The sequence below is a fragment of the uncultured Tateyamaria sp. genome (assembly GCF_947503465.1).
GTDB lineage: Bacteria > Pseudomonadota > Alphaproteobacteria > Rhodobacterales > Rhodobacteraceae > Tateyamaria.
Genome location: NZ_CANNDN010000002.1, coordinates 561701 through 587673, shown reverse-complemented (window position 1 = coordinate 587673; position 25973 = coordinate 561701). Strand labels below are relative to the sequence as shown.

Sequence of the window (25973 nt, the reverse complement as noted above, 5' to 3'; positions counted from 1 at the left end):
AGCCTTCCGGCGTCCCGAGCGACCCTTTCCGCAGATGCCGCTCGGGCGCGATCACTTAGAAACCCCCCGCCGACGTGGCCAAGGTTTGATTGCGGGCATTGACCCGTTGTTGAACGGCGGCGCAGGCCTGGAGGTTTCCGTTCAGACAGGCTGCATCCAGCTGATCGCTTGCAGCGATTTCCGCCGGTGAATCGCACGCGCTGAGGCCAAGTGCAGCAATGATAAGAAATTTTTTCATGGTTTTACCTTTCTCGTTTTCCATGACCCGACCCCGCTTGTGCAGGGCGGATGACAAACGAGGCGCGCAGCACCAGACAATTGGCGCATGTCACCTCGTTCCGGTTGCGTGTGTGTGAGTGGTGGCGTGTTCGGGTGTCCTGATCAGTCGTAATGGGGCGGACGTGGCCCAATCAGGATTTGCTGTCGTCCAAACCGTCACGCTGAGACATCGTTTTTCGATAACTGGACGGCGTTTGCCCAGCTATGCGCTTGAACGCGTTGTAGAATGAGGAACGGGCGTTGAACCCCACATCATAGGTTATCGTCAAAACGGATTTGTCGGTCGTTGCAAGCAGCGTCTTCGCCTCGGCCACACGATACCCGTTCACGAAATCAAAAAAGCTTTCGCCGATCTGTTCGTTGAGCGTTTGGGAAATGTAGTTTGAGGACGCCCCGGTGTGACGCGCCAAGGCCCAAAGCGACAGGTTGGGGTCGCGGTGCAGATGGTCAATCTCCATCGCGGCGCGCAGTTTGCGACCAAGCCGTTGGGACGCCTCGTCACTAAGTGCCGACTTTTCGTACTTTTTCGTCGTTTCACTGGCGGGCGGTTCAGGTGGATTTGGGTCTTCGACGTCCGGCACCAGAGGCGGGCGTTGCCGCAACCCCCAAAGCACGGTTGCCGAGACGAGCGCAAACCCGGCCAGGCTTGCAAAAATGAGGAATGCAGCCGGCGTTTCGGTGTCCGTTGTATCGAAGGCAACGAACAGCAAGCCCGCTTGCGTCAGCCAAAACAGCGCGCCAAGCCCGCCAATCACATAGATCCAGCGCAATTCGTGCCGTTCCGTGCTGGCATACACATCCCGCAACTTCTGCCGGAACCGCGACAGTCGGCGTATGATCAGGACAAGGTAAAGAGCAATTTGAGGATAGACGGCAAGTTGCAGCACGCCGACCCACACCATCAGGGCCAGTGTCCATGCCGTGTCCACCTCCCCTTGGTCCGACATCAAGGCGGTGCTGACATCGGGCGATGCCGCCAGGACCGGGAGGGCTGCCAGCAGGGCGAGACACGGCAACACAAAATGTCGCCAAAGCCGCGTGGGCCTTTTTTGTTCCGGCGACGTCAAAATGAAGACGTATATCCAGAAAAGCGGACCCAGCAAAAAGTTGCTGGGCCATACGGCGATGTCGATTGCAGGTCCATGAAGAGTTGGCGTCGCGTCGATCAGCTGCCGAAACGCATCGGGCAGGTTGTTCATGGCCACTGCCGCAAGAAACGCCGCGAAACTGCGGTTGATGCGAGAATACTTCGTCTGCATCAAACAGAACACAGCACCGAACGCCGCGATGGCGAAGGTGCCCGTGCTGGTCAGTTCCACGACCACATCATCCATGCATCAAACTGTCTCAAACACCGTCAATGGGCCAATCCCCTAAAGCGGCAGTGGTCAGAAGACCAGCACGACCGGTCGCGTCATTGAGGCAAGAGTTGGCGGGCATATGTATCAAGGGCGCCGTTTTGGTTTGTGACAGCCGCACGGACGCGTCCGGTTCTGAGATCGGCAACCACAATTGCATCAAAACCGAAGTTTCGCCCCTGATGCGAAATCATCGGGCCGGGGGACACAAAAACACCTAAACCTGCGCCGCTGCTTACCGGTGTGACCATACGCTCGGCCAATGCGATCGGGATGAGGGCGTGGCGCACCCCGTCCAACGCGCGAAGCACGGCGTGGAATATCCGGGCAAGATCAGATGCAGTGGCCCAGAGCCCGGCCGCAGCGCTTTCGGGGTGCCTTCTGAAGCCACCGTTGAGCGCCTTGCCGTTTTCAAAGGACCCGTGTGCGAAAGGTGCGTCCGGTATGATTGCAAACGTCGCGCCGGATGCGCCAACGGGTTTAAGAACCGCATCACGTGTGTAAGCCGCGAAATCCATGCCGGTCACGTCTTCGATCAGCGCTTGCAAAACCATTGTGCCGCCACCGCTGTATCTGAACTGCCGAAACAGCCTGCGACGTGCCTGGATGGGACCTGAATTCGCCGGTCCGTGCCCTCCCAGGATTTCGGTCAGATCTGGAAGGTCTTCGTCCGGCTCGTAGCCTTCGAACCCATGTACAGTCGTGCCCGCCGTGTGAGACATGAGTTCCGCGATACTTGCCTTTGCGCCCCTGGCTCCGGTCAAGTGCCATCGGCGGAGATACCGGTTGACCGGTTCGTCCAGGTCAACGTGTCCGTCGCGCACCAGAGCCAGGACAGCCAGGGCCGTCACCGTTTTCGAGCAGGATGCCACTTGAAACAGGGTGTCATCGTCGACGGCGGTTCCGGCGCGGGCCATGCCGCTGTGCTTGACTGTGAGCAGCCCGTCATTGATCGCGGCAAACTGGTAGCCGGTCGAGGCTTTGGAAACGGCTGCTGCGGATAGCTGGCGCGGCAATGGCGACACGGCAGCGGCGATCGCTGTCGCGTTAAAGGTACGTCGGTTCATGTGGTCGGGTGTCCAATGTCGAATGGGGCTTCAGTGGTCAGGCTGTCCATGTCCACTGTGGTTTCAAAAACCAGAGGCATCGCCCGGACCTGTAGGGATGGACAAAAAGGACCGAAAAAGACCGTGGCGCCCCAAACCCGCGTGGAGTGAACCCGGTATCCGCCATAACGGCCACGTTGCGGCGGGCGTTGATCCCCTACGTCCGCGGCGCGTGCCTGTCCCGCTTAACCGGCTTCAAAGAAAGTCGTCACGGCGCGGCGTGAAGCAGTCAATCAGCGTACCCGGTTCCATGCATTCGCACCCGTGCAGTGCGCCGGTCGGGATGACAAAGCTGTCTCCGGCCGCGACGTCGCGGATTTCATCACCTATCGTGAAGCGAAAGCGCCCCGTCTCGACATAGGTCGACTGAACATGTGGGTGGGCGTGTAGCGCGCCAATGGCGCCCACGCTGTCGAACCGGAACGCAACCACCATCATGTCGGGATGATCGGCAAGCACCTGACGGGTCACGCCGTCGCTGGTCACGACAATTGGGTATTCGGTCATGTCAAAGGGCCCCTTGCGGTTCACGAAAACAGCATGCCGCCGTTGATGTCGATATTCGCGCCCGTGATGAATGCCGAATCATGGCAGGCAAGAAACAGGATCAGATTGGCGGTGTCTTCGACTGTCCCTTGCCGTTTGACGGGGACCGTTGCCTCGAACCCACGGCGGGCGGCGTCTGCGGTGTGAATGTTGTGGAAGTCCGTATCGATCATGCCGGGACACAAGGCGTTTACACGGATGTCGGGGCCAAGCTCTTTTGCGAGGCCACGGGTCATGGTGGTGATCGCGCCCTTGGACGTGGCATAGGCGACAGCACCTGCACCGCCACCGTCCCGGGAGGCTTGGCTGGCGAGGTTCACGATTGCACCTGATGTCATGTGCGCAAGGCACGCCTTGGTGATCATGAACACGCTTGTGACGTTCAAATCCATTACTGCATTCCAGTGGGCCAACTCCATCTCTGCGATGGTTTTGCGCGCGATCAGGCCACCTGCATTGTTCACCAGGATGTCGATGCCGCCAAATTCGTCGACAGTTTTGGCGACCAGCGCATCGACGTCGGATTGCTGTGTCAGATCGCCTTGCAATGCAAACGCTTGGCCGCCTTGTTGCTTGATGTGTTCAGCGGCAGCATCTGCGCCTGCGCCACTTGAAAAGTAGTTGAGTGCCACATTTGCACCTTCCGATGCGAGCCTAAGTGCTGCTGCAAGCCCGATGTCGCGGCCGCCACCGGTCACGATGGCCGTTTGTCCGGCAAGTTTCATGCTGTCATCCTTCGTCCATTTTTGCCTGGATTTTTGACGATAGGGCAGGGGAGATAGGCGCCCGCGCCGTCCCTTGATCCAGATTCGATTTCACTTTTCCCGGAAACTGGTATACTAGTCAATCAGTGTTATTTCGCTTGCGGATGCACGGTGTTCAGATTGCAAGGTGATCGGGTCTGTGCATCTGCAATTGGAGTGTTCGTCGCGCCGCAAACCCATTAAACCCGGCGAAAGACGACACGGTACGGAGGCGGTCAGATGGCGCAAGTAACTCAAATCGGTGCGCGCCGCACAAGCGTAGATGACATCTACGCCTATCTTTACGAAGAGATTTCCGCGTTGCGGCTGCGGCCGGGTGACAAGATTTCCGAGGCGGATATCGCCACGAAATTCGGTGTGTCGCGACAACCGGTTCGGGACGCGTTCAACCGGTTGGCCACTTTGGATTTGTTGCTGATCCGCCCGCAACGCGCCACCGAGGTGAAACGCTTTTCCATGCGCGAAATCGTTAAGTCACGCTTTGTCCGCCTGTCGGTCGAAAAGGAAGTGCTGATGCGTGCATCAGAGCAGTGCGACGATGACGGTGCGAGTCAGCTTGGCGCGGCATTGAACTTGCAGGAACAGTCCGTCAGAGACCGGGACATCGACCGCTTCAACACACTTGACTACGAGTTTCACAAACTGATTTGCCAGATTGCGCGGTCGGAATTCGCCTTCGATGTCATACTGGCCGAAAAGTCGAAAGTTGACAGGTTGTGCACCCTTAGCCTGTCCAAGGGGGACCGCATGCCCGAGCTGGTGGAGGATCACCGCGCGATCGCGACAGCCATTCAGAACCACGACGCGGGTGCCGCGATCCAGGTCGGTGTTCATCACCTGTCCCGGCTGGACGAGACGATCAACCAGATATCTCAAACCAATGCGGACTACTTCGTCCCTGATGACACCTGAGAGCAGGGGATTGCCAAGATGACACCGAAGCCCCACGTCGGAAAGCCCGTCGGCCCGTTTGAGTTCGCGACTGTGGGTGCAGGCGCGGTCTCGGTCGGTCAGGCCAAGGAACGCTGGACCATGTTGTTCGTTTACCGCGGGCGACACTGCCCGCGATGCAAGCGGTTCCTCAACAAGCTGAATGATATGTTGTCTGAGTGGACGGACCTCATGGATGTCCTTGTCGTCTCTGCCGATACCGAGGAAAAGGCGCGTCTGGATCAGGCTGAATTTGCGTGGAACTTCGACCTTGGATACGGATTGACCGAACTTCAGATGCGGTCGCTTGGGCTTTATGTTTCTGACCCACTGTCAGAGGCGGAAACCTCGGATCGCTTTGCGGAACCTGGCGCATTTGGCATTCGCCCCGACGGCACATTGATGCTGGTCGACATTTCCAACGGTCCCGCTGCGCGACCTGATCTTGCCGAATTGTTGGACGGCATGACCTTCAACATCACGAACAATCGCCCGGTGCGCGGCACCGCCTGACCTGCCCGATCGTTTGTGTTTTCGGTCCTCGGTGGCGCACTTCGCTGGGCGTATGGGCAAAACAATTCAGTTGACAGAACTGGTATACTAGTAGTCTGATGAGTGCATCAAGACGCCAAGTTGCCGTCTTTTGCCGGTCAAGGCGGGACATACCCGCGTCCAAGGCAAAGCAGGGCGCGCTATCGAACTGGCTCAGATCGCAAGGGAGGACTTCATGTTCAACAACATCACCAAATCACTGGTCGGTGCGGCAGCTGCCGCAGTCATGGCCGTTACGGCCAACGCGGCAGACTGGCGTGGCTGGAACATCCACGTCGACGGCTATCCAAACACCGTCGCCATGGACAAATTCGCAGAGTTGCTGGCCGAAAAAACGGGCGGCGAGGTGACGCTGCAAATGTTCCATGGCGGGACATTGGGCAGCCAGCCTGACGCGGTCGAGCAGGTGCGCGCCGGTGCGCTTGAAGTCGGCAACTTCAACCTTGGTCCCATCGGTCCCATTGTCGCCGAGGCGAATGTCGTGTCACTGCCGTTTGTCTTCAAGGACGTCCCGCATATGTTCCGGGTTCTCGACAGCGAGGGTGGGGCGGCAATTGCCGAAGGCATGGCCGCCAAGGGGCTGACCCCTTTGGCCTGGTATGACGCCGGGGCGCGGTCCTTTTACAACGGCGACAAGGCAATCAATACGCCAGCGGATGTCGCGGGAATGAAAGTGCGTGTGATGAACAACGACCTGTTCACAGGGATGATTGCGCAACTGGGTGGCAACCCATCGCCCATGGCATTTGCCGAAGTGTACCAGGCCTTGAAAACGGGTGTCGTGGACGGTGCCGAAAACAATTGGCCGTCCTACGAATCCACCGGGCATTATGAAGTTGCGGGCTACTACTCTCTGTCGCAGCACCTGATTATTCCCGAATGCATCTGCGTCAACACGGCCGCTTTCCAGGCGCTGTCTGCCGACATGCAGGCCGCGGTAACCGAAGCGGCCCAGGAATCGGCGATCCTGCAGCGTGAATTGTGGGCCGCTCGCGAAGCAGCCAGCCGCGAAGCAGTAGAAGCCGGTGGCGTGATCGTCAATGAAATCGCTGACAAAGGTCCTTTTCAGGACGCGATGGGTCCCGTCTACGAAGCCTATTTCGAAAGCAATCCAGGCCTGCGGCCTCTGGTCGAAATGATCCAGGCCACCGAGTAACCTGGTTCCGGATCAAGCTTCGAAGACGTCCCGGTTCTGCCAAGGCGGAGCCGGGTCCCTGTATCTCAAGGACCACTTCATGAGTGACGCATTGCACAGGCCGCAGTTGCAGAGCATGTCTGTTGTGCTGGATGGAATTGCCCTTCTTTGCAAGATTCTGACGGGAACTGCACTTGTTGTGCTGACGGTCATTTTCGGCTGGTTGGTCTTTGGTCGCTATGTCCTGAACGCGACCCCCACATGGGTGGAACAGGTCGCGTTGCTTCTTGTTATGCTGATCGCATTTCTGGGGGCGGCGGTTGGTGTGCATGAGAATACGCATCTGTCGGTCTCCATCTTGCGCAGTTCAGTTTCCAAACCTGTTCGGTTCATTCTGCTGGGTGTCTCTGACCTTGCCATGGCGGGCTTTGGCGGACTGATGTTGTGGTATGGATGGCAACTGACCCTGTTCAAATGGGGATCCCTTATCCCGCTGCTCCAGGTTCCCGAAGGCCTGCGATCCTTGCCACTTACCATTGGCGGAGGATTGATCCTGCTTTTTTCGGCTGGTCATCTCATCCGCCTGTTCCTGGGTGCGGATGAACGCGCCGACAGCATCGAATAGGACCGGCCCATGGGAATCGCAGTTCTTCTGGGCGCTTTCGCCTTTTGTGTCGTGATCGGCACCCCGGTCGCCTTTGCTCTCGGTATCTCCGCAATCGTCGCGTTCTGGTTCGAAGGGCTGCCGCTGATGATCGGCTTTCAGCGGATCGTGTCGGGCATCAACGTCTTTGCCCTGATGGCGATCCCTTTCTTTATTTTCGCGGGCGAGCTGATGTTCCATGGCGGCATCGCCATGCGGCTTGTCCGCTTTGCCCAGGCAGCGGTGGGCGCTGTGCGCGGCGGTCTGGGGATCGTGAACGTGTTTTCGTCGATGCTGTTTGGCGGCATTTCCGGATCGGCCATTGCCGACATTTCTGCTCTCGGGTCGATCCTTGTGCCGGTCATGAAGGAAAAGGGCTACGATGCGGACTATGCTGTCAATGTCACCGTGACCTCGTCCATTGCCGGTATCATCATCCCGCCCAGCCACAACATGATCATCTTTGCCATCGCGGCAGGAGGCGGTATCTCGATTTCGAAACTGTTTCTGGCAGGCGTCGTGCCGGGCATTCTGATGTGCATCTGCCTTGCGGCAGCTGCGTATCTCGTCGCGGTCAAACGGGGTTACAGCGCAGAAAAGTTCCCCGGCTGGACGGCCCTGATGATGGCATTCCTTGGGGCAATCCCGGGCTTGCTGACGGCGGTCATCATTGTGGGTGGCGTGCTGTCTGGCGTGTTCACGGTGACCGAATCCGGTGCGTTCGGCGCCATCTATGCCTTTCTGGTGACGCTTCTGGTCTATCGATCCATCACGTTGGACAAGTTCAAGACGGCGGTCATTTCTTCGGTGCGTACCACCGCCATGGTCATGATCCTGATCGCGTGCGCAGGGGCGTTTGCATACATGCTGACCTTCTATCGGGTCCCTGCCAAGACCGTTGATCTTTTGACCGGCCTCACGGAAAACCCGATCCTTATCTTGCTGATGATCAACCTGGTTTTGCTGATCCTTGGGATGATCATGGACATGGCGGCGCTGATCCTGATCTGTACGCCGATCTTTCTGCCGGTCGCAAACAGCCTTGGCATTGATCCGCTGCAATTCGGGATGATCCTGTTGGTCAATCTGGGTCTTGGGTTGTGCACGCCGCCTGTCGGGTCCTGCCTTTTTGTTGGATGTGCTGTCGGCAAGCTGCCGATGGAAAAGGCGGTGCGGACGATCTGGCCGTTCTACATCGCAATTCTTGTCGCCTTGATGCTGATTACCTTTGTGCCTGCAATCTCGCTGACGTTGCCGTCACTGGTCGGCGGGTAACCGCGATCGGGCTACGGATACCGGGTGGAAATCCGTGACCAAACATGTGCTTTGACCGACAAAAAAGGGCGCCTCGAAACGAGGCGCCCTGTCTGCGGTTATGCGGCTGGTCTTAGCCGACCAATGCGCCGTCGTCGCGTTTCACGACAACAATGGCCGACCGCGGCAGCGATCCGTCGCCATCCGGGAATGGTGCGCCGGGGTGCTGGATGCCGACAAACATGGTGCGGCGATCCGCTGACCATGTCAGACCGGTCACTTCGGACCCGTTGGGGCCGGTCAGGAAACGGCGAATTTCGCCTGTCACCGGATCACCTGCCAGCATCTGGTTGTTGCCCATGCCGGCAAATTCCCCCTCGTTGTCGTCGTCTCCGTCCGTCTGGATCCAGATCAGGCCGGTGGTGTCGATCTGCATCCCGTCGGGCGAGTTGAAGAGGTTGCCCGCATTGATGTTTGCCGATCCGGCATAGGGCCCATCGGTGTGCACGGTCGGGTTGCCAGCCATGACATACAGGTCCCAGTCAAAGGTAGATGCACCGTGGTCATCGTTGTGCGGACGCCAGCGCACGATTTGACCATAGCGGTTGATCTCGCGCGGGTTGGGGGCGTTGGGGACCATGGGTTCGCCAGCCGCATTGGTGCGGATCGACCCGTCATCATTGGTGGCCCCGCGGCGCGAGTTGTTGGTGAGGCAGCAATATGCCTCCACCGCGGTCGGATTGACCGCGATCCACTCGGGACGGTCCATGGTGGTGGCCGAAACGGCGGTGCCCGCCATCCGTGTGAAGACAGCAATTTCCGCTTCGGTCATGCCGGTGTCTTCCGGCGTCAGCGCGATCCAGGTGCCGGTGCCGTCGTCGTTGAACTTGGCAACCGAAAGCGTGCCCTCGCTCAGCAAGGTCGAGGTGTCGCCGCCGGGAACATAGATGTCACGGCTGGTCCACTTGTACATGTATTCGCCGCGTTCGTCGTCGCCCATATAGACCACAACCTGCCCTTCGGGTGTCAGGGCATAGGCGGCGTTCTCGTGCTTGAAACGTCCCAATGCGGTGTGCTTGACCGGCGTCGAGTCAGGGTTCCAGGGGTCAATCTCGACAATATAGCCCGCGCGATGCGGCTCGTTCGGATTCTTCGAGATGTCGAACCGTTCGTCAAAACCGTGATAGTTGTAGCGGCCCGTATCTACGTCGGTGTTCACGCCGTAGCGCTGGAACCCGGCGGCATGCACATCAGACAGCGACAGTTCTTCTGTTGTGCCGAAATAGCCGTTGAAGTTCTCTTCGCAGGTCAGGTAGGTGCCCCAGGGCGTCCGGCCAGAGCCACAGTTGTTGAACGTGCCAAGCGATGCAGTGCCGGTGGGGTCCGCGTCGGTTTTCAGCAGGTCGTGACCCGCGGCGGGGCCGTCAATCTGCATGGGCGTGCGGTGGTGGATGCGGCGGTTGTAAGGGCTGTCGACAACCACTTTCCATCCGTCTTCATCTTCGGTCACTTCCATGACGCTGACGCCCTGGAAGTTCTGCAGGCGCACGATATCGTCGGCAGAGGCAGGATTGCCTTCCTGATCGGCAGGCAGGTTGATCTTGGTGTTCACATATTCGCTGTTGACAACCAGCAGTTCGGTATCGCCGATGTGGAACAGTTCCATACCGTCGGTGTTTTCACCAAAGACGCGGTCCGATCCTGCGGTCGGGATGCCGGTTGCTGCATCGAATGCAGGCGCGTCCGAGAACAGCGGGTCGCCCCAGCGGACCAAAACGTCCCATTTGTAGCCATCGGGCACGTGCACGGTGCCGTCGGTTTGGGGGGCCAATTGCTCAAACGCGAAGCGCGACGATTGCTGTGCCATCGCCGTGGTGCCCTTGAGCATGCCGGTACCCATCACGGCAGCACCCGACCCAAAGGCGAGCACGCTGCCAAGGAAACCACGACGCGAAATGGCGCGGTCAACCACGGCATCAAAATCGTTGGTTTCGGGGCGGGGGAAATGATGTTCGTCCCACTCGTCGAACGAGAGGGCGTCGTGTTCAATTCTTTTCATGATTGCTTCCTGTCAGGTGGCAGTTTTTTGGTGGCAATTTTGCCTACACGGACGGTGCAGGAGGATCGTCACAACAGTATGACACGGTGCGTCCATTCCCGCTTGGCGGGTGGCGAAAAATTGCCCGTTCTGCGGCCTGAACACTTGCGCTCAGAATGTCTGGTCGTAGTCCCCGACGCCCGGCTCGGTGCGGATCACTGCATCAATATCGGCAAAGATGGCACGCAGTTCGTCTTCGCTTTCGGGGCTCTCGCAAACCACAACCAGGTTGGGCGTGTTGGACGATGCGCGGACCAGCCCCCAGGCCCCGTTATCAAGGATCACGCGCGCGCCGTTGACGGTAACCACGCTCTTGATCTGGCGACCCGCGACGGTGCCGCCAGTATCTGCCAAAGCGGTCAGTTTCTGAACGATCCGGTCCAGGATGTCATATTTCTCCGTGTCGGATGCATATGGCGACATGGTGGGCGTCGACCAGGTCTTGGGCAACGCGCGGCGCAGGTCCGACATCTTCATATCGGGGTTCCGGTCCATCAGCTTGCAGATCTCGACCGCGACCCGCATGCCGCAGTCGTATCCACGCCCCACGGGTTCGGCGAGGAAGTAGTGCCCGGATTTTTCGAAACCGGCCAAAGCGCCCAATTCCTTGACCCGCCGTTTCATGTGACTGTGGCCGGTCTTCCAGTAGTCCGCCGTCACGCCGTTGGCCTTAAGCTCGGGGTCCGAAGCGAAGAGGCCTGTGGATTTCACGTCCGCGACAAAGGTGGCGTTCGGGTGCAGTTTCGACAGGTCGCGGGCCATGATGACACCGACCTTGTCGGCAAAGATCTCTTCGCCCTCGTCATCCACAACGCCGCAACGGTCGCCGTCACCGTCAAAGCCAAGCGCGAGGTCCGCGCCTGATGCCGTCACGCTGGCCGACATGTCGTGCAGCATTTCCATGGCTTCGGGGTTCGGGTTGTAGTTGGGGAAGGTGTAGTCGAGCGTTGCATGGCTTTCGACCACCTCGACCCCGATGCGGCGCAAAAGATCCGGCGCGAAAGCGGCGGCTGTGCCGTTGCCGGTGGCGCAGACAACCTTGAGCTTGCGTGTCATTTTGAAGTCGCGGGCGAGGTCATCGAGATACGCCTCTCGTACGCCGTGCACGAATTCATAGCCACCGCCGGGACGCGGTTCGCCCGCGCCGTTCAGCACGATATCGCGCAGTTCCGACATATCGTCCGGGCCGTGGGTAAGGGGGCGGTCAAAACCCATTTTCACGCCGGTCCAGCCGTTCGGATTATGCGAGGCCGTGACCATGGCGACGGCTGGCACATCCAGATGGAACTGGCTGAAATAGGCCATGGGGGACAGGGCAGGCCCGATATCCTTGACCTGAATGCCGGCCTGCATCAGCCCCAGCATCAACGCGTTTTTGATCGACAGCGAATAGTCGCGGTAATCGTTGCCCACGGCGATGACCGGATCGATCCCGCGCCGCTGCATTTGCGTGCCAAGACCAAGTCCCAGGGCGGTCATGCCTGGCAGGTTGATCTCGTCCGGGTACTTCCAGCGCGCGTCATATTCGCGAAAGCCTGTCGGCTTGATCATCGGATCGCGCAGGAAATTCCACGTGTTCGGGGTCACGGTGTCGGCAGGTTTGGTCATGTGAAAAACTCGCGGACTTAAGCTGTCATGGGCCGCGCCTTGGCAAGCGCGTCGAATTGCATGAGCGTTTCGATCAGGGCGGGCATCTGGTCGAGATAGATCATGTTGGGCCCGTCCGACGGGGCGGTATCGGGATTGGGGTGCGTTTCGATGAACACCGCGCCCACGCCGATGGCCACGGCGGCGCGGGCCATGACCGGCGCAAACTCGCGCTGGCCGCCGGATGAGCCCCCCTTGCCACCCGGTTGTTGCACCGAATGGGTGGCGTCCATGACAACCGGGTAACCGGTTTGCGCCATCTGGGGCAGCGACCGCATGTCGGCCACCAGCGTGTTGTAGCCAAAGGAGGTGCCGCGTTCGGTCAGCAGGATACGGGTGTTGCCGGTGCTTTCGACCTTGGTGACGATGTTGGGCATTTCCCAGGGGGCAAGGAACTGACCCTTTTTGATGTTCACGACCGCACCGGTGGCGCCCGCGGCCAGCAGCATATCAGTCTGGCGGCAGAGGAATGCCGGGATTTGCAGGATGTCAGCCACTTCGGCGACGGGCGCACATTGCGCTTCGGTGTGTACGTCCGTCAGGACCGGAACGCCGATGGCGTCCTTGACCGATTGCAGGGCCTTGAGCCCTTCATCAAGACCCATGCCCCGGCCACCGGACAGCGAGGTGCGGTTGGCCTTGTCGTAGCTGGCCTTGAAGACATATTGCGCGCCCGCGGCGGCGCAGACTTCTTTCATGCGGCCCGCAACTTCCTGTCCGAGATCAACACTTTCCAGGGCGCAGGGCCCTGCGATCACTGTCAACGGGCGATCATTGCCGATCGTCAAACCGGCGACTTCAACATGTTTCATTTTGGGTCCTGACCCTAGCTGGTCACCTGTTCTCTGAGGATCGACGCGGTAAGCGAGATCATCAGATAGATGCCTGCAAAGACGAGGAAAGCCAAGATCGTGTTTTCGAATGCGCGCGGATAGGTCGGTTCCTCGGGGGCAATGGGTTCCACGGCCACTGTCAGATAGCGCACCTGCCGCGTGGCCTCGACGCGGGCCTGTTCCATCTGTTGCAGGGCCGATTGCAGCATCAGGTCGCGCGACGCGAGGTCGGCCTGCGCAATCTGGATGCGCGCCGCCAGTTCGGCCAGCGAGTTTTCGCCCTGGCTGACATCGGTCATCTTGGCATTCAGCAGCGCAAGCTGGTTTTCGAGGATCTCAAGCGTGCTGCGTGCACCGTCCACGCGACTTTGATTGGGGCGGGAGTTGTTCAGAAGGCTTTGCAGTTCGATCTGCTTTTCGATGATCTGCGTTTCCAGCTGCCCGATCTGGGCGCGCAGGCTGGCGATGACGCCTTCCGGGTCAAGCGTTGAACCCTCGATCTGCAGGCGCACCAGGTTTTCCTGCGCGGCGCGGCGTTCCGCCTCTGCCCGTTCGAACCCTTCGCGGGCGTCGCGCATCTGGTCGTCACGCTTTTGGGCAGACAGCCCGTTCACCCGTTCTTCGGCATAGTCGATCAGTTGGCTGGAAAACTCTGCCGACACTTGAGGGTCTGCGGCTGCGACTTCCATGCGGATCATACCTTCGGTCGGGTCGTAACCGATTTTGACGTTCTTGGTGAACGTCTTGTATGCCTCTTCGTTTGTGGGATCGTCGCTCAGGCGCTGGATCGGATCGATCCAGTCCTGCGTGAAATGCGATTTGAAGCCCACGTCACGGTCCAGCCGCAGCATCGCATCCTTTGATTGCAGAAAGCTCTGGACCGCAATGCTGTCCGAGCTGTTGGCAAATTGCGTGGGCAGGAGGCCACCCAGCGGCCCGGCGCCACCCGATCCCTCGTTCTGGATGATCAGGAACTCGGACTTGGTCGCATACATCGGCGTGGCGATGGAATAGAAATAGTATCCCGCAAGGAACGTGGGCAACACGACAAAGAACGCGAGCCGGACCAGAAGGAGGCCCATCTTCTTGCGACGACGGCGTGCAATGTCGCGCTGGATGTTCTGGATTTCCTGTGTGCGCCGTTCCGCGGGGCTCAACTCGGTCGAGGGAAGCTGTTGCTGCTTGGGCTGGATCGTTTGCGGCAATTGGGTGCGCGCGGCGCCCGCGCCGCCGGTGGTGGCAGGCAGGTTCGCGAATGCATCAGGTGCGCCGCCTTCATGCGGTTCGGCCCCGGCCTGCGGCACCACAAGTTCCAGCATGTTCGACCGTTGGAACGGGTCGATCCCCTGTGCGCGCAGAAGGCGCACGGCGTCGAAATCCGACGTGGGCGCAAGCCCGTGTTTCTGTGCAACCCTGCGGGCCATCCGCAGCTGGCGGCCCGTCAGCCCCTCTTGCCGGATCGTGTCGATGGTGTTTTCGCTTTGGACCTCGGTGGCCGACGCAACCTCGCCCTGTTGCGGAGTGGCCGGCGGATGTTTCGGCGGCGGTGCTGCCGGCGCGGCAGGTTGAGCAGCTTGCGGGCCATCATCACGCGCGGTGGCGGCATGCGACGTGCCAAGCGCGGGCGCCGTCCGCTTGATGCGAAATTTTCTAGCTTTGGGTTTCGTAGTCATAGAGCCGTTTCGCTTCTTCGAGCGTGTCGAACATATGCAGCTTGCCGTCCAGCAGCACAGCCGCAGAGCGCGCGAACTTTTCGAGCGTCTGGGCCTGGTGAGACACAATGATAATGGTGGTGGTGCGCAATCGTTCCTGCAGCACATCACCGGCTTTGCGGTTGAATTCGACGTCGGTGGATGCGGGCATCCCCTCGTCAATCAGATAGATGTCAAAGTCGAGCGCGAGCATCAGTGCAAAGGAAAAGCGCGCCCGCATGCCCGATGAATAGGTGCCGAGCGGCTGGTCGAAATATTCGCCCAGGTTGCAGAGCCAGCGGCAGAAGCTTTCGACATAGTCGGGGTCGAGCCCATAGAGCCGCGCGATGTAGCGGGAGTTTTCCAGCGCCGAGATCTTGGGCAGCACGCCCCCCATGAAGCCCAGCGGAAACGAGATGTTGCAGCTGCGGCGGATCTCGCCCTCGTCGGGTTTTTCGAGGCCCGCCATCATGTTGATCAGCGTCGTCTTGCCAGTGCCGTTCGGGGCCAGAATGCCAAACGAATTGCCCAATTCCACCCGAAAGGACACACGGTCAAGGATCACCTTGCGCTGTGTGCCCGTCCAGAAGGACTTGGATACGTTTTCGAACTCAAGCATCCTTGCGTTGCTCCGCGGTGTCTGCTCTGCCCCCACACCTTCAGGTGGGCGACCGGTGCCCTCGTTACCAGAGGGGTCTTAACGGTCTATTCACCGACTTTGGCGATATTATGTCCAATGTCCCGATAAATGTATAGGTTCAGGCGGGCATTGTTGCAGGGGAATTGACAATGGAGCATCCCCCGCCACGCAGTCGTGACGGGGTGTGAAGGTCAAGCTTCCTGTTTTTCGACCCGCGTGAGCCGCCCCACGACAATCGAGATCACCGCAGCGATAAAGCTGAAGAGCGCGCCCATCTTGGCCGCATCCTGAACCGGCCCTGCATCGAAGGCGGCGGAGGCGAAGAACAGCGACACGGTAAAGCCGATGGCAGCCACACAGCCGATGACCACCAGGTCGATAATGCGCATGCCTTCGGGAATGCCCAGTCCAAGCGGTCGTGCGGCCAACCAACCGAAGATCAGGATGCCGACGGGCTTGCCGATCAGCAAGCCCGCCAGCACGAGCCACGTCGCGTCCCCGATGGCGCTGAACGCAACCCCTGCGTTCAGGAGACCAAAGAAGAACAGCACGATTTCCACGGGTGATTTCAGCGCGTGTTCGATCTGGTTCAGCAGGTCGGTCAGGTATTTCTCGGCCTCCGAGAAGATGCCGAAGGCACGGTCTGCGTGCGGAATGGCCGGTACGATGGGCAAAAGGCCCAGCGACGGGTGCAGGCCCGACGCCATGAACCCGTACCAGCTGACACAGCCCGCCACGGCATAGGGCCAGAAGCCAAGCGTTTTGCGCACCCATGTCGAATTGGGCCGGTCCTGCTTGTGCTGGTCCATGCGCCGGGGCAACCAGTTGAAGATAAAGAAGACGGCCACGGCGGCGAAGGCCGACAAAAGCAGCCATTCCAGCGCCAGTTCACCAGAGGGGTAGAAGATCGCAAGGATGATCAGGCCCGCCGCGTCATCCGCGATGGCCAGCAGCAGCAGGAACCGCACGGCAGGGTGGCCCGCGCCAAACACGATACGCCCGACCAGATAGCTGAACGCGATGTCGGTGGCAGTGGGAATGGCCCAGCCATTGGCGACAGCATCATAAGTGTCGGACCCCAGCAGCACGGCAAGCCCGAGGTAGACCGAGATGGGGCCAACCATACCGCCCACCGTTGCAAACAAGGGGGTTGCGGCCTTTTTTCCGCGCAGCGAACCGTTCTTGAGGACGACGGCCTCCCACACTTCCTTGGCCGCGATGCCAAAGAACAGGGCCATGGCCATGTCGTTGATCAAGTAGTGGGCAGACAGAACCTTGGCCGCGCCGCCAGCGTCATACTTGTCGTACCCGTCGCCATAGAGCTTTTTCCAATAGTCATAATCGACGCCGATCCAATCGTTGAACCAAACCGGATATTCCACGAAATGGTGATAGGAATGGGCGTCAATATTGGCCCAGATCAGGGCAGTGACCGCGCCGAGGATCAGCAACAGAGAATAGTTGGTCAGAAAACTCCAGACGCGGTACATGTGCGCTCCACCCGTATTATTGCTAAAGCGGCTTAGCGCATGTGGCGGCAAAGGGGCAACCCGGCGGATGCATCGCCGGGCCGGTTGACGCGAATTCGGCAGGGGGTGTGGCGGTCAGGCGATCATTTGCCACGCGATGCCGGTCAGAACGGACCCGATCAGGGCAAAGCCCAGATAGGCCGCAAAAATGCGCGGCTTGACCAGCGCCCAGACAGCAAGTGCGGCCGGGATCGAACTGACACCGCCCGCGATCATGAAGGACATCGCGGCACCCGGTGCCATGCCCTGATCCAACAAGTCGCCGATCAATGGGGCCGCGGCATAGCCGTTGAGGTAGGCGGGCATGCCCACGAACGCACCCAACAGAATGGTGCCCAAGCCCCCGCCACCCAAGACATTGGCGATGAAATCAGCGGGCATGTAGTAGACCATCAGCGCTTCGATCACGTAGGCAAGTGTCAGCCACTTCAGCAGGAATACCCCGTTTTCGAGCCCCGCATGGCGAAAGATCTGTACCCGTTCCGGAACCTGCCAGAATGACCAGACAGGCGTGGCGGAGAAGGGCGCCTTGACCCCACAGCATCCACCCACGGCGGGCTTTTCCCGCAACGGGTCGGTAAAAATGGGCGTCCGCGAAAGCATCAAAGTGCCGAACCCGCCAAAAAGGCCAAGCGCAACAGCGGCGAGCGTTTTCGCAATTGCGAAGTCCAGCGTGATGGCACCGGTGGTGATGGCGAACATGGCCGGATCCATCAGCGGCGAGGCAAGCCAGAAGGCCATGACGGCGGCCAGCGGCGCACCGACGGCCAGCAGGGCGGCGATGAACGGGATGACTTCGCATGAGCAAAAGGGCGATAACCCACCCAGCAATGCGGCCATGACGATCATGCGCGCAGGGTTGCCCTGAAATGCCTTGGCCAGAAGGTTTTCGGCACCGGTCGCTTTCAGATAGGCGATTGCGAAGACGGCGAAGGCAATAAAGGGCAGGGTGCCCAGCAACGCCCTGGCCGCAAAGGTGATCACATCATCGGTCCGGGGAAAGTCGATCAAGGCCACGACGCCGATGATCAGCGCGGCGGCAAGCCAGACACGGTCGATACGCGCCCAGAGCCGTGGCGTGGAGGAGGGGGACGTGGTGTCAGCCATGATCGTGATCCTGGTTGGGGCTGTCTGCACAGCATTCGGTCAGAAGGAAATTCGACAAGTCCTGCACTTCGTCAAAGGCGACAGCCGCACAGATGATCGATCGGCCCTGACGCGCTTGTGTCACAAGGCCTGCGCTATGAAGGATCTTGACGTGGTGGGTCAGGGTCGAGCCTGTAACACCAGTGCGCGCGCCCAAATCACCGATGCTCAACCCGTCCGGACCCGCCCGGACAAGCATACGCAGAACCGACAAGCGCTGTTCGGATCCAAGCGCGGCAAAAGCAGCGGCAGCGCGCGTCAGATCAAGCGGATGATGCGAATCTATTTTCATATTTCTAGAATTGTCGAAATGAATGGCTGGCGCAAGACTTATTTCGACAATCCTCGAAGTAATTGCCTAAGTGCCTGAACGCGCTTAGGTGCTTGCCATGGCTTTGACCGATGACATTCGTGCCTGCACCCTTTGCGCCGACCGCTTTGCCGCGACCGAGACGGCCCACAGGCCGCGCCCAGTCGTGTGGTTCAAGCCCGGCGCGCGCATTCTGATCGCAGGACAGGCGCCCGGAGCGCGCGTGCATGAAAGCGGAAGACCCTTTACCGACCCTTCCGGCGACCGGTTACGCGATTGGCTGGGGATGGATGAGGCAACGTTTTATGATCGCGACAAGCTGGCGATCGTTCCGATGGCGTTCTGTTTTCCGGGCTACGACGCCAAGGGGTCCGACCGTCCGCCGCCGAAAATCTGCGCCACGACATGGCGAACCCAGGTTATGAACCATTTGGGCGACGTACCTTTGGTGCTGCTGATCGGGGGCTATGCGCAGTCCTGGCATCTGGGCACCAGGATGTCGGTGCGCGACACGGTCGCGTCGTGGCGTGACTTTGCACCCCGGGCCTTTCCCTTGCCTCATCCGTCATGGCGCAATACCGGGTGGCTGAAGAAGAACCCGTGGTTCGAGGAAGACGTGCTGCCCGTGCTGCGGGCGCGGGTGAAAGAGGTACTGGCGTGACGGAAACAGTATTGGATCAGGCTCATGCTTCCATGCAGGCAGCGCCCGAGGATGACAGCGTTCGCCTGCGGTTTTTTGAACGGCTGGGCGATGCAGAACTCTTTCTGCTGTTGGAAGCAGAGGCGACCGGTGATCAGGTCACGCCGCAAGTGTTTGATCCGGGCGCAGGCCCACTGGTGCTTGTTTTTGATCGTGAAGAACGGCTTGCCGCCTTTGTTGGGGCAGAGGCCCCTTATGCCGCGCTGTCCGGCCGCGTTATTGCACAGCTGCTGGCGGAACAGGGTCTTGGTCTTGGTCTGAACCTCGATGTTGCACCCTCGTCCTTTCTGCTGGATGCGGATGGCGTCCGGTGGCTGGCCCAAACGCTGGGACATGGGCCTGACGAAGTTGAGGCGCGCCTGGCCGAGGTGTCCGCCCCCGCCGGATTGCCGGACATTCTGATTGCCGCCCTGGACACCAAGCTGGCGACAGCAACCGGATTGGCCCAGATCGCCTATCTGGTGGGGACCACGGATGATGCGGGCGTGTCCGGCCACATGCTCGCCTTCGTGGGTGCCGCGCCGGGGGCAGAGGATGCGCTGGCCCGTGCCGCTTCCGAGGCTTTGACCTTCTCGGGGATCGAGGCGGGCGCGATGGATGTTGGATTTTTTGATGCCGCTGATCCGGTGACCGAAAGACTGGCCCGTGTTGGTCTGCGGTTCGACCTGCCGCAGCCCGCCCCGGCACGGTCACCAGAACCGGTCGCACCAGGCATGGACCCGGACCGCCCGCCCCGTCTGCGCTAGGGCGCAGTATCCCCTGTGAATGATCACGTATTCCCGCGCGTCCTCACATCGCCGCGAGAAGGGCTGAAATGCTGGACCGTGCGCCCTTATTGTCCGATCATCCGGCGCAACACTGCGCGGGTCCCAGTTTGACAAAGGATGACACCGGATGATGAACCGCTTTTCGATGACCCTTGCCGCTGCTGCTACCAGCGCGCTTGCTTTTGCTTCTGCGGCGTTCGCGGGAGATCAGTATGTAGACGAGACCGGCTTTGCCGTTTCGGGATATGACGTCGTGGCATATTTTGACCTGCCATCCAAACCTGTCGGCCAAACACAGACCGCGGGCGTGCCAGGCAACGCCAACATCACGGCAGAGTACAACGGCGCGACATTTGCATTTTCCACCGAAGAGAACCGCGACAAGTTTGTCGCTGACCCAGCCCGCTATGCACCTCAATACGACGGTCATTGTGCTTACGGCGTTGCCCAGGGCGGCAAGGTTCCTGCCAACCCCAACCTGTGGCGCATCGTTGATGACAAGCTGTACCTGAACATCACGGATGTGGTTGTCGGGTTCTGGGAGGAAGACATTCCCGGCAACATCTCGAAATCCGAAACCAACTGGGTGAGTATCGAGGATGACGCGGCTTCGGACAGTACGATCCCGAAATTCACGAGCGAAGCACCGAAAACCTGACATGACCAACACGCCCGAACACCCCCCCGAAACTGATCGGGCGCAGGCCCCGGCGCGCATGTCGCGCCGGGGCTTTGGCCTTTTGACGGGTGCCGCCGTTGTCGGCGGTGCGGTGTTTGCCTCCCGCTGGTACAACATCTCGGCCCAGGCCGGGGTGGATGGAACGCTCAGCACACCCGATGCGCATGTTGCGGCGGTCAATGGGGACATCATTCTGGTTGACATTCGCCGCCCCGACGAATGGTCGCGTACCGGCATCGGCGAGGGCGCGGTGCCCATCGACATGCGCCGCAAGGACTTTACGGATGTGCTCTTGACCCGCACAAACGGCCGGACGGATACGCCTGTCGCGCTGATCTGCGCGCGGGGCGTGCGGTCCCGCAACATGACACGACGCCTGACCGACGCGGGCTTTTCCAACATCATTGACGTTCCCGAGGGTATGCTGGGATCCGGTGCAGGACCCGGTTGGCTGAAGCGCGGCTTGCCGACCGTGACGTGGGTGGCCGAGTAGCGCGCGGTTCAAGCAAGCGCGGTTGTGCCTGGGCCTCGATGCCACTGTCTGCCTGATCAAAACAAAAAGAGTTTGCCTGCCTGTGCCGACGTGATCGATGGCAAGGGGTGCCGAACGGCCAGCACACTCTGGCACATTTCCAAGAGAACACGTCACCGACACCGCACCGGACGGTGAAACGCCCTAGCGGTGCTTGCGCGCCTATTCTGCCGCGATTTTGCTGGCTTCGATCCGGGCCCGCATTTCTGCGCGTGCCGTGCGGGCGCTGCCCACAATAGCGGGCTCGCGCAGGGTCAGAGGATTGTCGAGCCGCAACCCCGAGAGGCGCGACTGTGCCAATGGATAGGCGCTAAGCGCAGACAGCGGCACCGCGAAGGCAAGGCTGACGGCGATCGGGATCAGCCACCAGGACACCAAACCAGCACCCAGACCCAGGACCAGAAGCGCACCCAGGGCGGATTCGATCCAATGGAACTTGATCAACGTGGTCCAGGGATAGGCCTGAGCCGTTCGGCTTTGTGGCGCCCAGCCCCCGCGTCCCAACATTCCCCCGATCACGGCCTTGGTCTGTTGGATCATCATGATGGGGGCATAGGCAATCGACAGCGCCAGTTCGGTCAGGACAGCCCCGGCAAAGACCCGGCGCCCTCCGAAAAAGCGCACGGCCTTGCCGTTTGCCGAAATGATGATCGAACTGGTGATCTTGGGCGTCAGCAGCATCGCGTACATCACAACCAGGAAGATGGCACTGTCGATATGTGTCATCGCGGGCGGCCAGTTCGGAAAAAGCGGGTTCGCCTCGTTGAAATACGAAATCACGTTGGTTTCGGAATCGCGACCCAGAAGCGCCCAGAACACCAGCAGGACAAACCATGCGGGCGACATCAGATAGGCAGCAGCCCCCTGGAACAGGTGGAAACGGCTGACGGGGTGCAGTCCGCGTGTGCCCAATAGGCGCAAGTGCTGCAGGTTGCCCCGGCACCAGCGCCGGTCGCGCACGATGTAGTCAATCAGCGTGCCGGGCGTTTCCTCGAAACTGCCGGAGATGCGCGGCAGGAAGCGCACCCGCCAACCTGCGCGACGCAGCAGTGACGCTTCGACAAAATCATGGGACAGGATCAGATCGGTGCGTCCCGACAGGCTGCGCAAATGCGGCAATCCGGCCGAGGAAGCAAAGGCATGTGTGCGGATGATCGCGTTATGACCCCAATAGTTGCCCTCGGTCCGCGCCCAATGCGCCAGCCCCTCGGCCAGAAGCCAGCCATAGGCGATGTTCGAAAACTGCTGCATCCGGGCAAATAGCGTATTTGCACCGATCAGCTGCGGAAAGCTCTGGATCAGACCGGCCCTGGGATCAGCGGCAAGTTCCGTCGACAACCGGTCAACCGCGCGCCCTGTCATCAGACTGTCGGCGTCCAGCACCAGCATCGCCTCGAACGCGGCACCCCACCCGGTGATCCAGTCTTCGAGATTGCCGACCTTCTTGTCGGTATTCTGCTCACGACGGCGGTAGTACACGGGCATCGGTGCGGTGGCTTGCAGCGCTTGAAACGCCTCCCACTCCTGGTCGGCAATCGCCTCATCCGTCGTGTCGCTCAGGATGAACAGCGCGTAACGGTGGCCGCCCGTCCGGCGCGTCAGATCCGTCAACATCGCTGCGGAATTGCCGAAGACATCCCAGGGCGTTTCGTTGTAGATCGGCACCAAAAGCGCCACATCCAAAGGGTCCGCAGAGGCCGGCTTGCACGTCGGATCAAGCCGCCCGGCCAGACCCACGCCAACGGTCGACACTGCAATCGTGACCCAGATAAACGTCAGACCGATCAGCGCCAGCAGCACATATTCGAATCCGGTCATGCCCGACATCTCGAACAGCCCGTAAAAACCCCAAAGCGTCAGACCCGTGATTGCAAGGGCTGGCAGAAATACGGCCATGCGCCAGATCGGGTCTTGGCGTTCGGTGCCCGCGTCGGCCTGCGATGGCGCGCGGGCAAAATCCTGCGCCGGCATATCAAGCGGCGCGCGAGGGGGCATGGCGTGCCGGGTCATGCGGTCCACCTGTACAACCACACTTCGCTCAAAGCCTGACCATCAAGACGCAATTGCGCGCGGAACTCGGCCCAATTCGCGTCGCCTGCCGTGAAGGTGAAGGCAAGGCGCGGGCCACCTGTTTCAGGATTGCGCTGGATGATGCCTTCGGTCACATCGCCCGCACTCGACCGCACAAGGCGGTCGATCTTGGACAGGTCATCCGGAACGTGCGGCGCGTTCTCGAAATCGATGGTAAAGATGCGTCCACCTTCGGGGCGGCCACCTGCGGCCGTATTCAGCACGCGCAACGGCATGGCGGCGGTGGGGGCGGGGTCTTCGCCCCAATCCAGCCGATAGGTCATGCGGTGTGACGTCCCGGCCTCGATATCAGCCGACGGTCGCCAATAGGCCACGATGTTGTCGTAGATTTCCTTGTCGGTCGGAATTTCGACCAGCGCGACCGAGCCGCGCCCCCATCCTTCGCCGGGCGTGACCCACAGGCCGGGGCGGCGATGATAGAGCGCTTCGAGATCGTTGAAGTCGCTGAACTTGCGCGCCCTTTGCATCAGGCCAAAGCCGCGCGGATCTGTGTCGCCGAAGGCGCTGATCTGCAACGTGCGGGGATTGGCGAGGGGCCGCCAAATTACTTCGCCCGCGCCATTGTGGATCATCAGCCCGTCATTGTCGTGCACGGCCGGGCGGAAATCATCAAAACGCTGTTTGTCCATGTCGTCGAACATGAACATGGAGGTCAGCGGTGCGATGCCCACATGGGTCAGTGTTTCGCGCGCGAAAATCTCAGCCTCGACTTCCATCACCAAGGGCTGGCCGGGCATGATCTCGAACCGGTAGGCACCGGTGCACGACGGGCTGTCGAGCAGGGCGTGCACGATGATTTTTGCGGCCCCGGATGCGGGACGCTCCAGCCAGAATTGGGTGAAGTCGGGAAATTCCTCGCTTTGGCGCAGGTCGGCGGTATGCAAGGCAAGGCCGCGTGCCGACAGGCCATAGATGTCGCCCGTCCCGATGCCCCGGAAATAGCTGGCCCCTTGAAAGACGGCGTATTCCTCGTAGATGCCGGGCTGGCGCAGCTCGGCCCGCAGGCGCAGGCCGGAATAGCCCAACGTGTCATCCACGGGCAGGTCTGCCGGGAACTTGTCCGTGGTGTCAAAAACACCAAAGTCGAACTTCAGCGGTCGGGCTTGCCCATTTTCGACCACGTAGGTGCGGATGGCCTGCGGGTAGTAAAGGCCAGGCGGGAACACGTCGACCCGTTGGGACGCGTCGGTGCCTTCCCAAAGACCGTTGCGGCTGTCGAACCAGATCTTGCGATACTGGTCGTAGGTCAGGTTCTGCCACGGCTCCGGGATCATCGGGCGGGGCTCATAGGCCCGCGATGCCTTGTCGCGCGCCAGCGCGATCACGTCCGCCGGATTGAATGCTGTTGCGTCGCCCAGTTGCAAACCGGGTTCATCCTGCGCCCAGGAGGCGCCCGGCGCCGCGGCGAGGGCGGCCAGAGATGCGAGAAACTCGCGTCGCAGCATCAGCGGGTCACCTTCGGTTTCCACGGGGTCGTTTTGAACCAGCCTGCCAGGTAGGCGGTCAGGATCAGCACGCCACACCCAAACGCATTGACGGCCAGAACAGTTCCGGTGTCGCGGCCAAGAACATCCATCGCGAAGCCGTTGAAGCGGGCGACAAAGATCGACACCACGAAAACGGCGAGCGATTGCTGGCCGACCTTCAGGATCAGGGCAAGCACTTTTTCCCAGGCCCGTGCGATTGCATTGGTCGCGGTCACGCGCAACCGGTTGCCCTTGTCCCCTGCCAACACCCAGGCCAGATAGGCCAGCGCTAGGAACTGGACATAGCGCAAGAGCCCAAAGTCGGACTTCGAAATCCATTGACGGTTCTCGGACCGCCATTCGCGGGCCCACTCAAGGCCCAGCCCGCCATTGTCGCGCACGCCGACGCTGGAAAACGGGATGTTCGCCAGCACGATGATCGTGGCGATGCCGATCAGTACCGCGTTCACCGGCGGTTTGGGCAACCACCCCCGCATGAAGGCAAAGCCGGTAAAGAACACGAGCTGCCAGCCAAAGGGATTGAGGAACCAGCGCCGTTGCCACTCGTCACTGCCCACCCACGGCTCAGCCGTGAAATTGAGATAGGGCAGGCCTGCCGCCTCCATGAAGCGGCGCTGGGCAAAGACCCACAGGATGATGCAAAGCGCAGCCACCAGGCCCAGATGCACGCGGCTCAGGGCAATGACCAGCGGCATCATGGCAAGGATCACCATGTACATCGGCAGGATGTCGAACAGGTTCGGCACCCATTGCAGCGTCATGAAGCTGAACAGCATGTTGGGAATTTCCCAAAGCCCCTCGTCATGCTCGACAAAGATCATCCAGAGGTTCATCTGACCCCAGTAATTGCGGTCCGTGATCTCTAGGTCGGTGACATAGACCAGCAGGGCAGCGGTGGCAAAAAACAGGCCCACATGCGCCCAGTAGACTTGCCAGATGCGATACCCCACACGGGCCGTGCCAAGGGCAAAGCCCGCCCGGTCAAAGGTTGCGCCAAAGGCGATGGCAGAGGCCATGCCCGAGCAGAACACGAACATTTCGGTCGCGTCGGAAAAACCCCAGCGGGCAGGAATCCACCGCGTCAGGAAATTGCCGGGCGTGTGGGCAAACAGGATGATGAACATCGCGATGCCACGAAAGAAATCCAGACGGATATCGCGCACCCGCACCGGATTGGCTGCGGGGGCCGCTGCGGACGGGGCCGCGGCAGTGTTCGTGGGGTCGGCAAACGTCATGGCCGCTGTCTACTTTACCTT

At 60.4% G+C, this 25973-nt stretch carries 25 protein-coding genes; 9 read left to right on the top strand and 16 right to left on the bottom strand.

The window, feature by feature from the left end:
- Positions 1-55: 55 nt before the first annotated feature.
- The 5 genes from Q0844_RS15470 to Q0844_RS15450 form a co-directional block, all read right to left on the bottom strand.
- Positions 56-262, bottom strand: coding sequence for a hypothetical protein (locus Q0844_RS15470; RefSeq protein ID WP_299046587.1), 207 nt, complete (start codon positions 260-262; stop codon positions 56-58).
- 148 nt (positions 263-410) lie between these two features.
- Positions 411-1613, bottom strand: coding sequence for an AraC family transcriptional regulator (locus tag Q0844_RS15465; protein ID WP_299046585.1), 1203 nt, complete (start codon positions 1611-1613; stop codon positions 411-413).
- A gap of 80 nt (positions 1614-1693) precedes the next feature.
- Complete coding sequence (locus tag Q0844_RS15460) at positions 1694-2704, bottom strand: serine hydrolase domain-containing protein (RefSeq protein ID WP_299046582.1); 1011 nt, start codon at positions 2702-2704, stop codon at positions 1694-1696.
- A 234-nt stretch (positions 2705-2938) separates the two neighbouring features.
- A complete protein-coding gene (locus tag Q0844_RS15455) occupies positions 2939-3250 on the bottom strand; it encodes a cupin domain-containing protein (RefSeq protein WP_299046580.1) in 312 nt (103 codons plus the stop codon).
- Positions 3251-3270: 20 nt separating this feature from the next.
- Positions 3271-4014: a glucose 1-dehydrogenase gene (locus Q0844_RS15450; RefSeq protein WP_299046578.1), complete on the bottom strand. Its 744-nt coding sequence runs from the start codon at positions 4012-4014 to the stop codon at positions 3271-3273.
- 258 nt (positions 4015-4272) lie between these two features.
- Here Q0844_RS15450 and Q0844_RS15445 point away from each other — a divergent pair, with 258 nt between their 5' ends.
- The 5 genes from Q0844_RS15445 (at position 4273) to Q0844_RS15425 (ending at position 8588) form a co-directional block, all read left to right on the top strand.
- A complete protein-coding gene (locus Q0844_RS15445) occupies positions 4273-4965 on the top strand; it encodes a GntR family transcriptional regulator (protein ID WP_299046575.1) in 693 nt (230 codons plus the stop codon).
- A gap of 18 nt (positions 4966-4983) precedes the next feature.
- Entirely contained in the window at positions 4984-5496 is a 513-nt protein-coding gene (locus Q0844_RS15440) for a redoxin domain-containing protein (protein WP_299046572.1), read from the top strand.
- A gap of 214 nt (positions 5497-5710) precedes the next feature.
- On the top strand, positions 5711-6691 hold the full coding sequence (locus Q0844_RS15435; protein ID WP_299046570.1) for a TRAP transporter substrate-binding protein: 981 nt from the start codon (positions 5711-5713) through the stop codon (positions 6689-6691).
- 79 nt (positions 6692-6770) lie between these two features.
- Positions 6771-7295 (top strand): TRAP transporter small permease, encoded by a 525-nt coding sequence (locus Q0844_RS15430; RefSeq protein WP_299046568.1) that lies wholly within the window; start codon positions 6771-6773, stop codon positions 7293-7295.
- Between the two features lie 9 nt (positions 7296-7304).
- Positions 7305-8588 (top strand): TRAP transporter large permease, encoded by a 1284-nt coding sequence (locus Q0844_RS15425; RefSeq protein ID WP_299046566.1) that lies wholly within the window; start codon positions 7305-7307, stop codon positions 8586-8588.
- 112 nt (positions 8589-8700) lie between these two features.
- Here the strand turns inward: Q0844_RS15425 and Q0844_RS15420 are convergent, their stop codons facing one another.
- The 8 genes from Q0844_RS15420 to Q0844_RS15385 form a co-directional block, all read right to left on the bottom strand.
- Positions 8701-10626 (bottom strand): PhoX family phosphatase, encoded by a 1926-nt coding sequence (locus Q0844_RS15420; RefSeq protein ID WP_299046562.1) that lies wholly within the window; start codon positions 10624-10626, stop codon positions 8701-8703.
- A 150-nt stretch (positions 10627-10776) separates the two neighbouring features.
- Positions 10777-12273: a phosphomannomutase/phosphoglucomutase gene (locus Q0844_RS15415; protein ID WP_299046560.1), complete on the bottom strand. Its 1497-nt coding sequence runs from the start codon at positions 12271-12273 to the stop codon at positions 10777-10779.
- Between the two features lie 17 nt (positions 12274-12290).
- Positions 12291-13124: a 3-deoxy-8-phosphooctulonate synthase gene (kdsA, locus tag Q0844_RS15410; protein ID WP_299046558.1), complete on the bottom strand. Its 834-nt coding sequence runs from the start codon at positions 13122-13124 to the stop codon at positions 12291-12293.
- 14 nt (positions 13125-13138) lie between these two features.
- On the bottom strand, positions 13139-14818 hold the full coding sequence (locus Q0844_RS15405; protein ID WP_299046555.1) for a capsule biosynthesis protein: 1680 nt from the start codon (positions 14816-14818) through the stop codon (positions 13139-13141).
- A complete protein-coding gene (locus Q0844_RS15400) occupies positions 14796-15455 on the bottom strand; it encodes an ATP-binding cassette domain-containing protein (RefSeq protein WP_299046552.1) in 660 nt (219 codons plus the stop codon). The genes Q0844_RS15405 and Q0844_RS15400 overlap by 23 nt, the downstream gene beginning before the upstream one ends.
- A 212-nt stretch (positions 15456-15667) precedes the next feature.
- Positions 15668-16966, bottom strand: coding sequence for a Na+/H+ antiporter NhaA (locus Q0844_RS15395; RefSeq protein ID WP_299046549.1), 1299 nt, complete (start codon positions 16964-16966; stop codon positions 15668-15670).
- Between the two features lie 114 nt (positions 16967-17080).
- Complete coding sequence (locus Q0844_RS15390) at positions 17081-18112, bottom strand: permease (protein ID WP_299046546.1); 1032 nt, start codon at positions 18110-18112, stop codon at positions 17081-17083.
- Complete coding sequence (locus tag Q0844_RS15385) at positions 18105-18443, bottom strand: metalloregulator ArsR/SmtB family transcription factor (RefSeq protein ID WP_299046544.1); 339 nt, start codon at positions 18441-18443, stop codon at positions 18105-18107. Before Q0844_RS15385 ends, Q0844_RS15390 begins: the two co-directional genes overlap by 8 nt.
- Before the next feature lie 97 nt (positions 18444-18540).
- Between Q0844_RS15385 and Q0844_RS15380 the strand changes: the two genes are divergently transcribed.
- The 4 genes from Q0844_RS15380 (at position 18541) to Q0844_RS15365 (ending at position 21100) form a co-directional block, all read left to right on the top strand.
- Positions 18541-19122: a uracil-DNA glycosylase family protein gene (locus Q0844_RS15380; protein ID WP_299046541.1), complete on the top strand. Its 582-nt coding sequence runs from the start codon at positions 18541-18543 to the stop codon at positions 19120-19122.
- Positions 19119-19907 (top strand): SseB family protein, encoded by a 789-nt coding sequence (locus tag Q0844_RS15375; RefSeq protein WP_299046538.1) that lies wholly within the window; start codon positions 19119-19121, stop codon positions 19905-19907. The genes Q0844_RS15380 and Q0844_RS15375 overlap by 4 nt, the downstream gene beginning before the upstream one ends.
- Before the next feature lie 151 nt (positions 19908-20058).
- Complete coding sequence (locus Q0844_RS15370) at positions 20059-20586, top strand: YHS domain-containing (seleno)protein (RefSeq protein ID WP_299046794.1); 528 nt, start codon at positions 20059-20061, stop codon at positions 20584-20586.
- A 1-nt stretch (position 20587) separates the two neighbouring features.
- Entirely contained in the window at positions 20588-21100 is a 513-nt protein-coding gene (locus Q0844_RS15365) for a rhodanese-like domain-containing protein (RefSeq protein ID WP_299046535.1), read from the top strand.
- A 201-nt stretch (positions 21101-21301) separates the two neighbouring features.
- Here Q0844_RS15365 and mdoH read toward each other — a convergent pair whose 3' ends face one another.
- From mdoH to Q0844_RS15350, 3 genes are read right to left on the bottom strand one after another with little or no spacing between them, the layout of a single operon-like run.
- Positions 21302-23149 (bottom strand): glucans biosynthesis glucosyltransferase MdoH, encoded by a 1848-nt coding sequence (mdoH, locus tag Q0844_RS15360; RefSeq protein WP_299046532.1) that lies wholly within the window; start codon positions 23147-23149, stop codon positions 21302-21304.
- Positions 23146-24675, bottom strand: a complete 1530-nt coding sequence (locus tag Q0844_RS15355) for a glucan biosynthesis protein G (protein ID WP_299046530.1) — start codon at positions 24673-24675, stop codon at positions 23146-23148. Before Q0844_RS15355 ends, mdoH begins: the two co-directional genes overlap by 4 nt.
- The gene (locus Q0844_RS15350) at positions 24675-25952 is read right to left on the bottom strand and encodes an OpgC domain-containing protein (protein ID WP_299046527.1); all 1278 of its coding nucleotides are present in this window, start codon (positions 25950-25952) and stop codon (positions 24675-24677) included. The genes Q0844_RS15355 and Q0844_RS15350 overlap by 1 nt, the downstream gene beginning before the upstream one ends.
- Between the last annotated feature and the right edge of the window lie 21 nt (positions 25953-25973).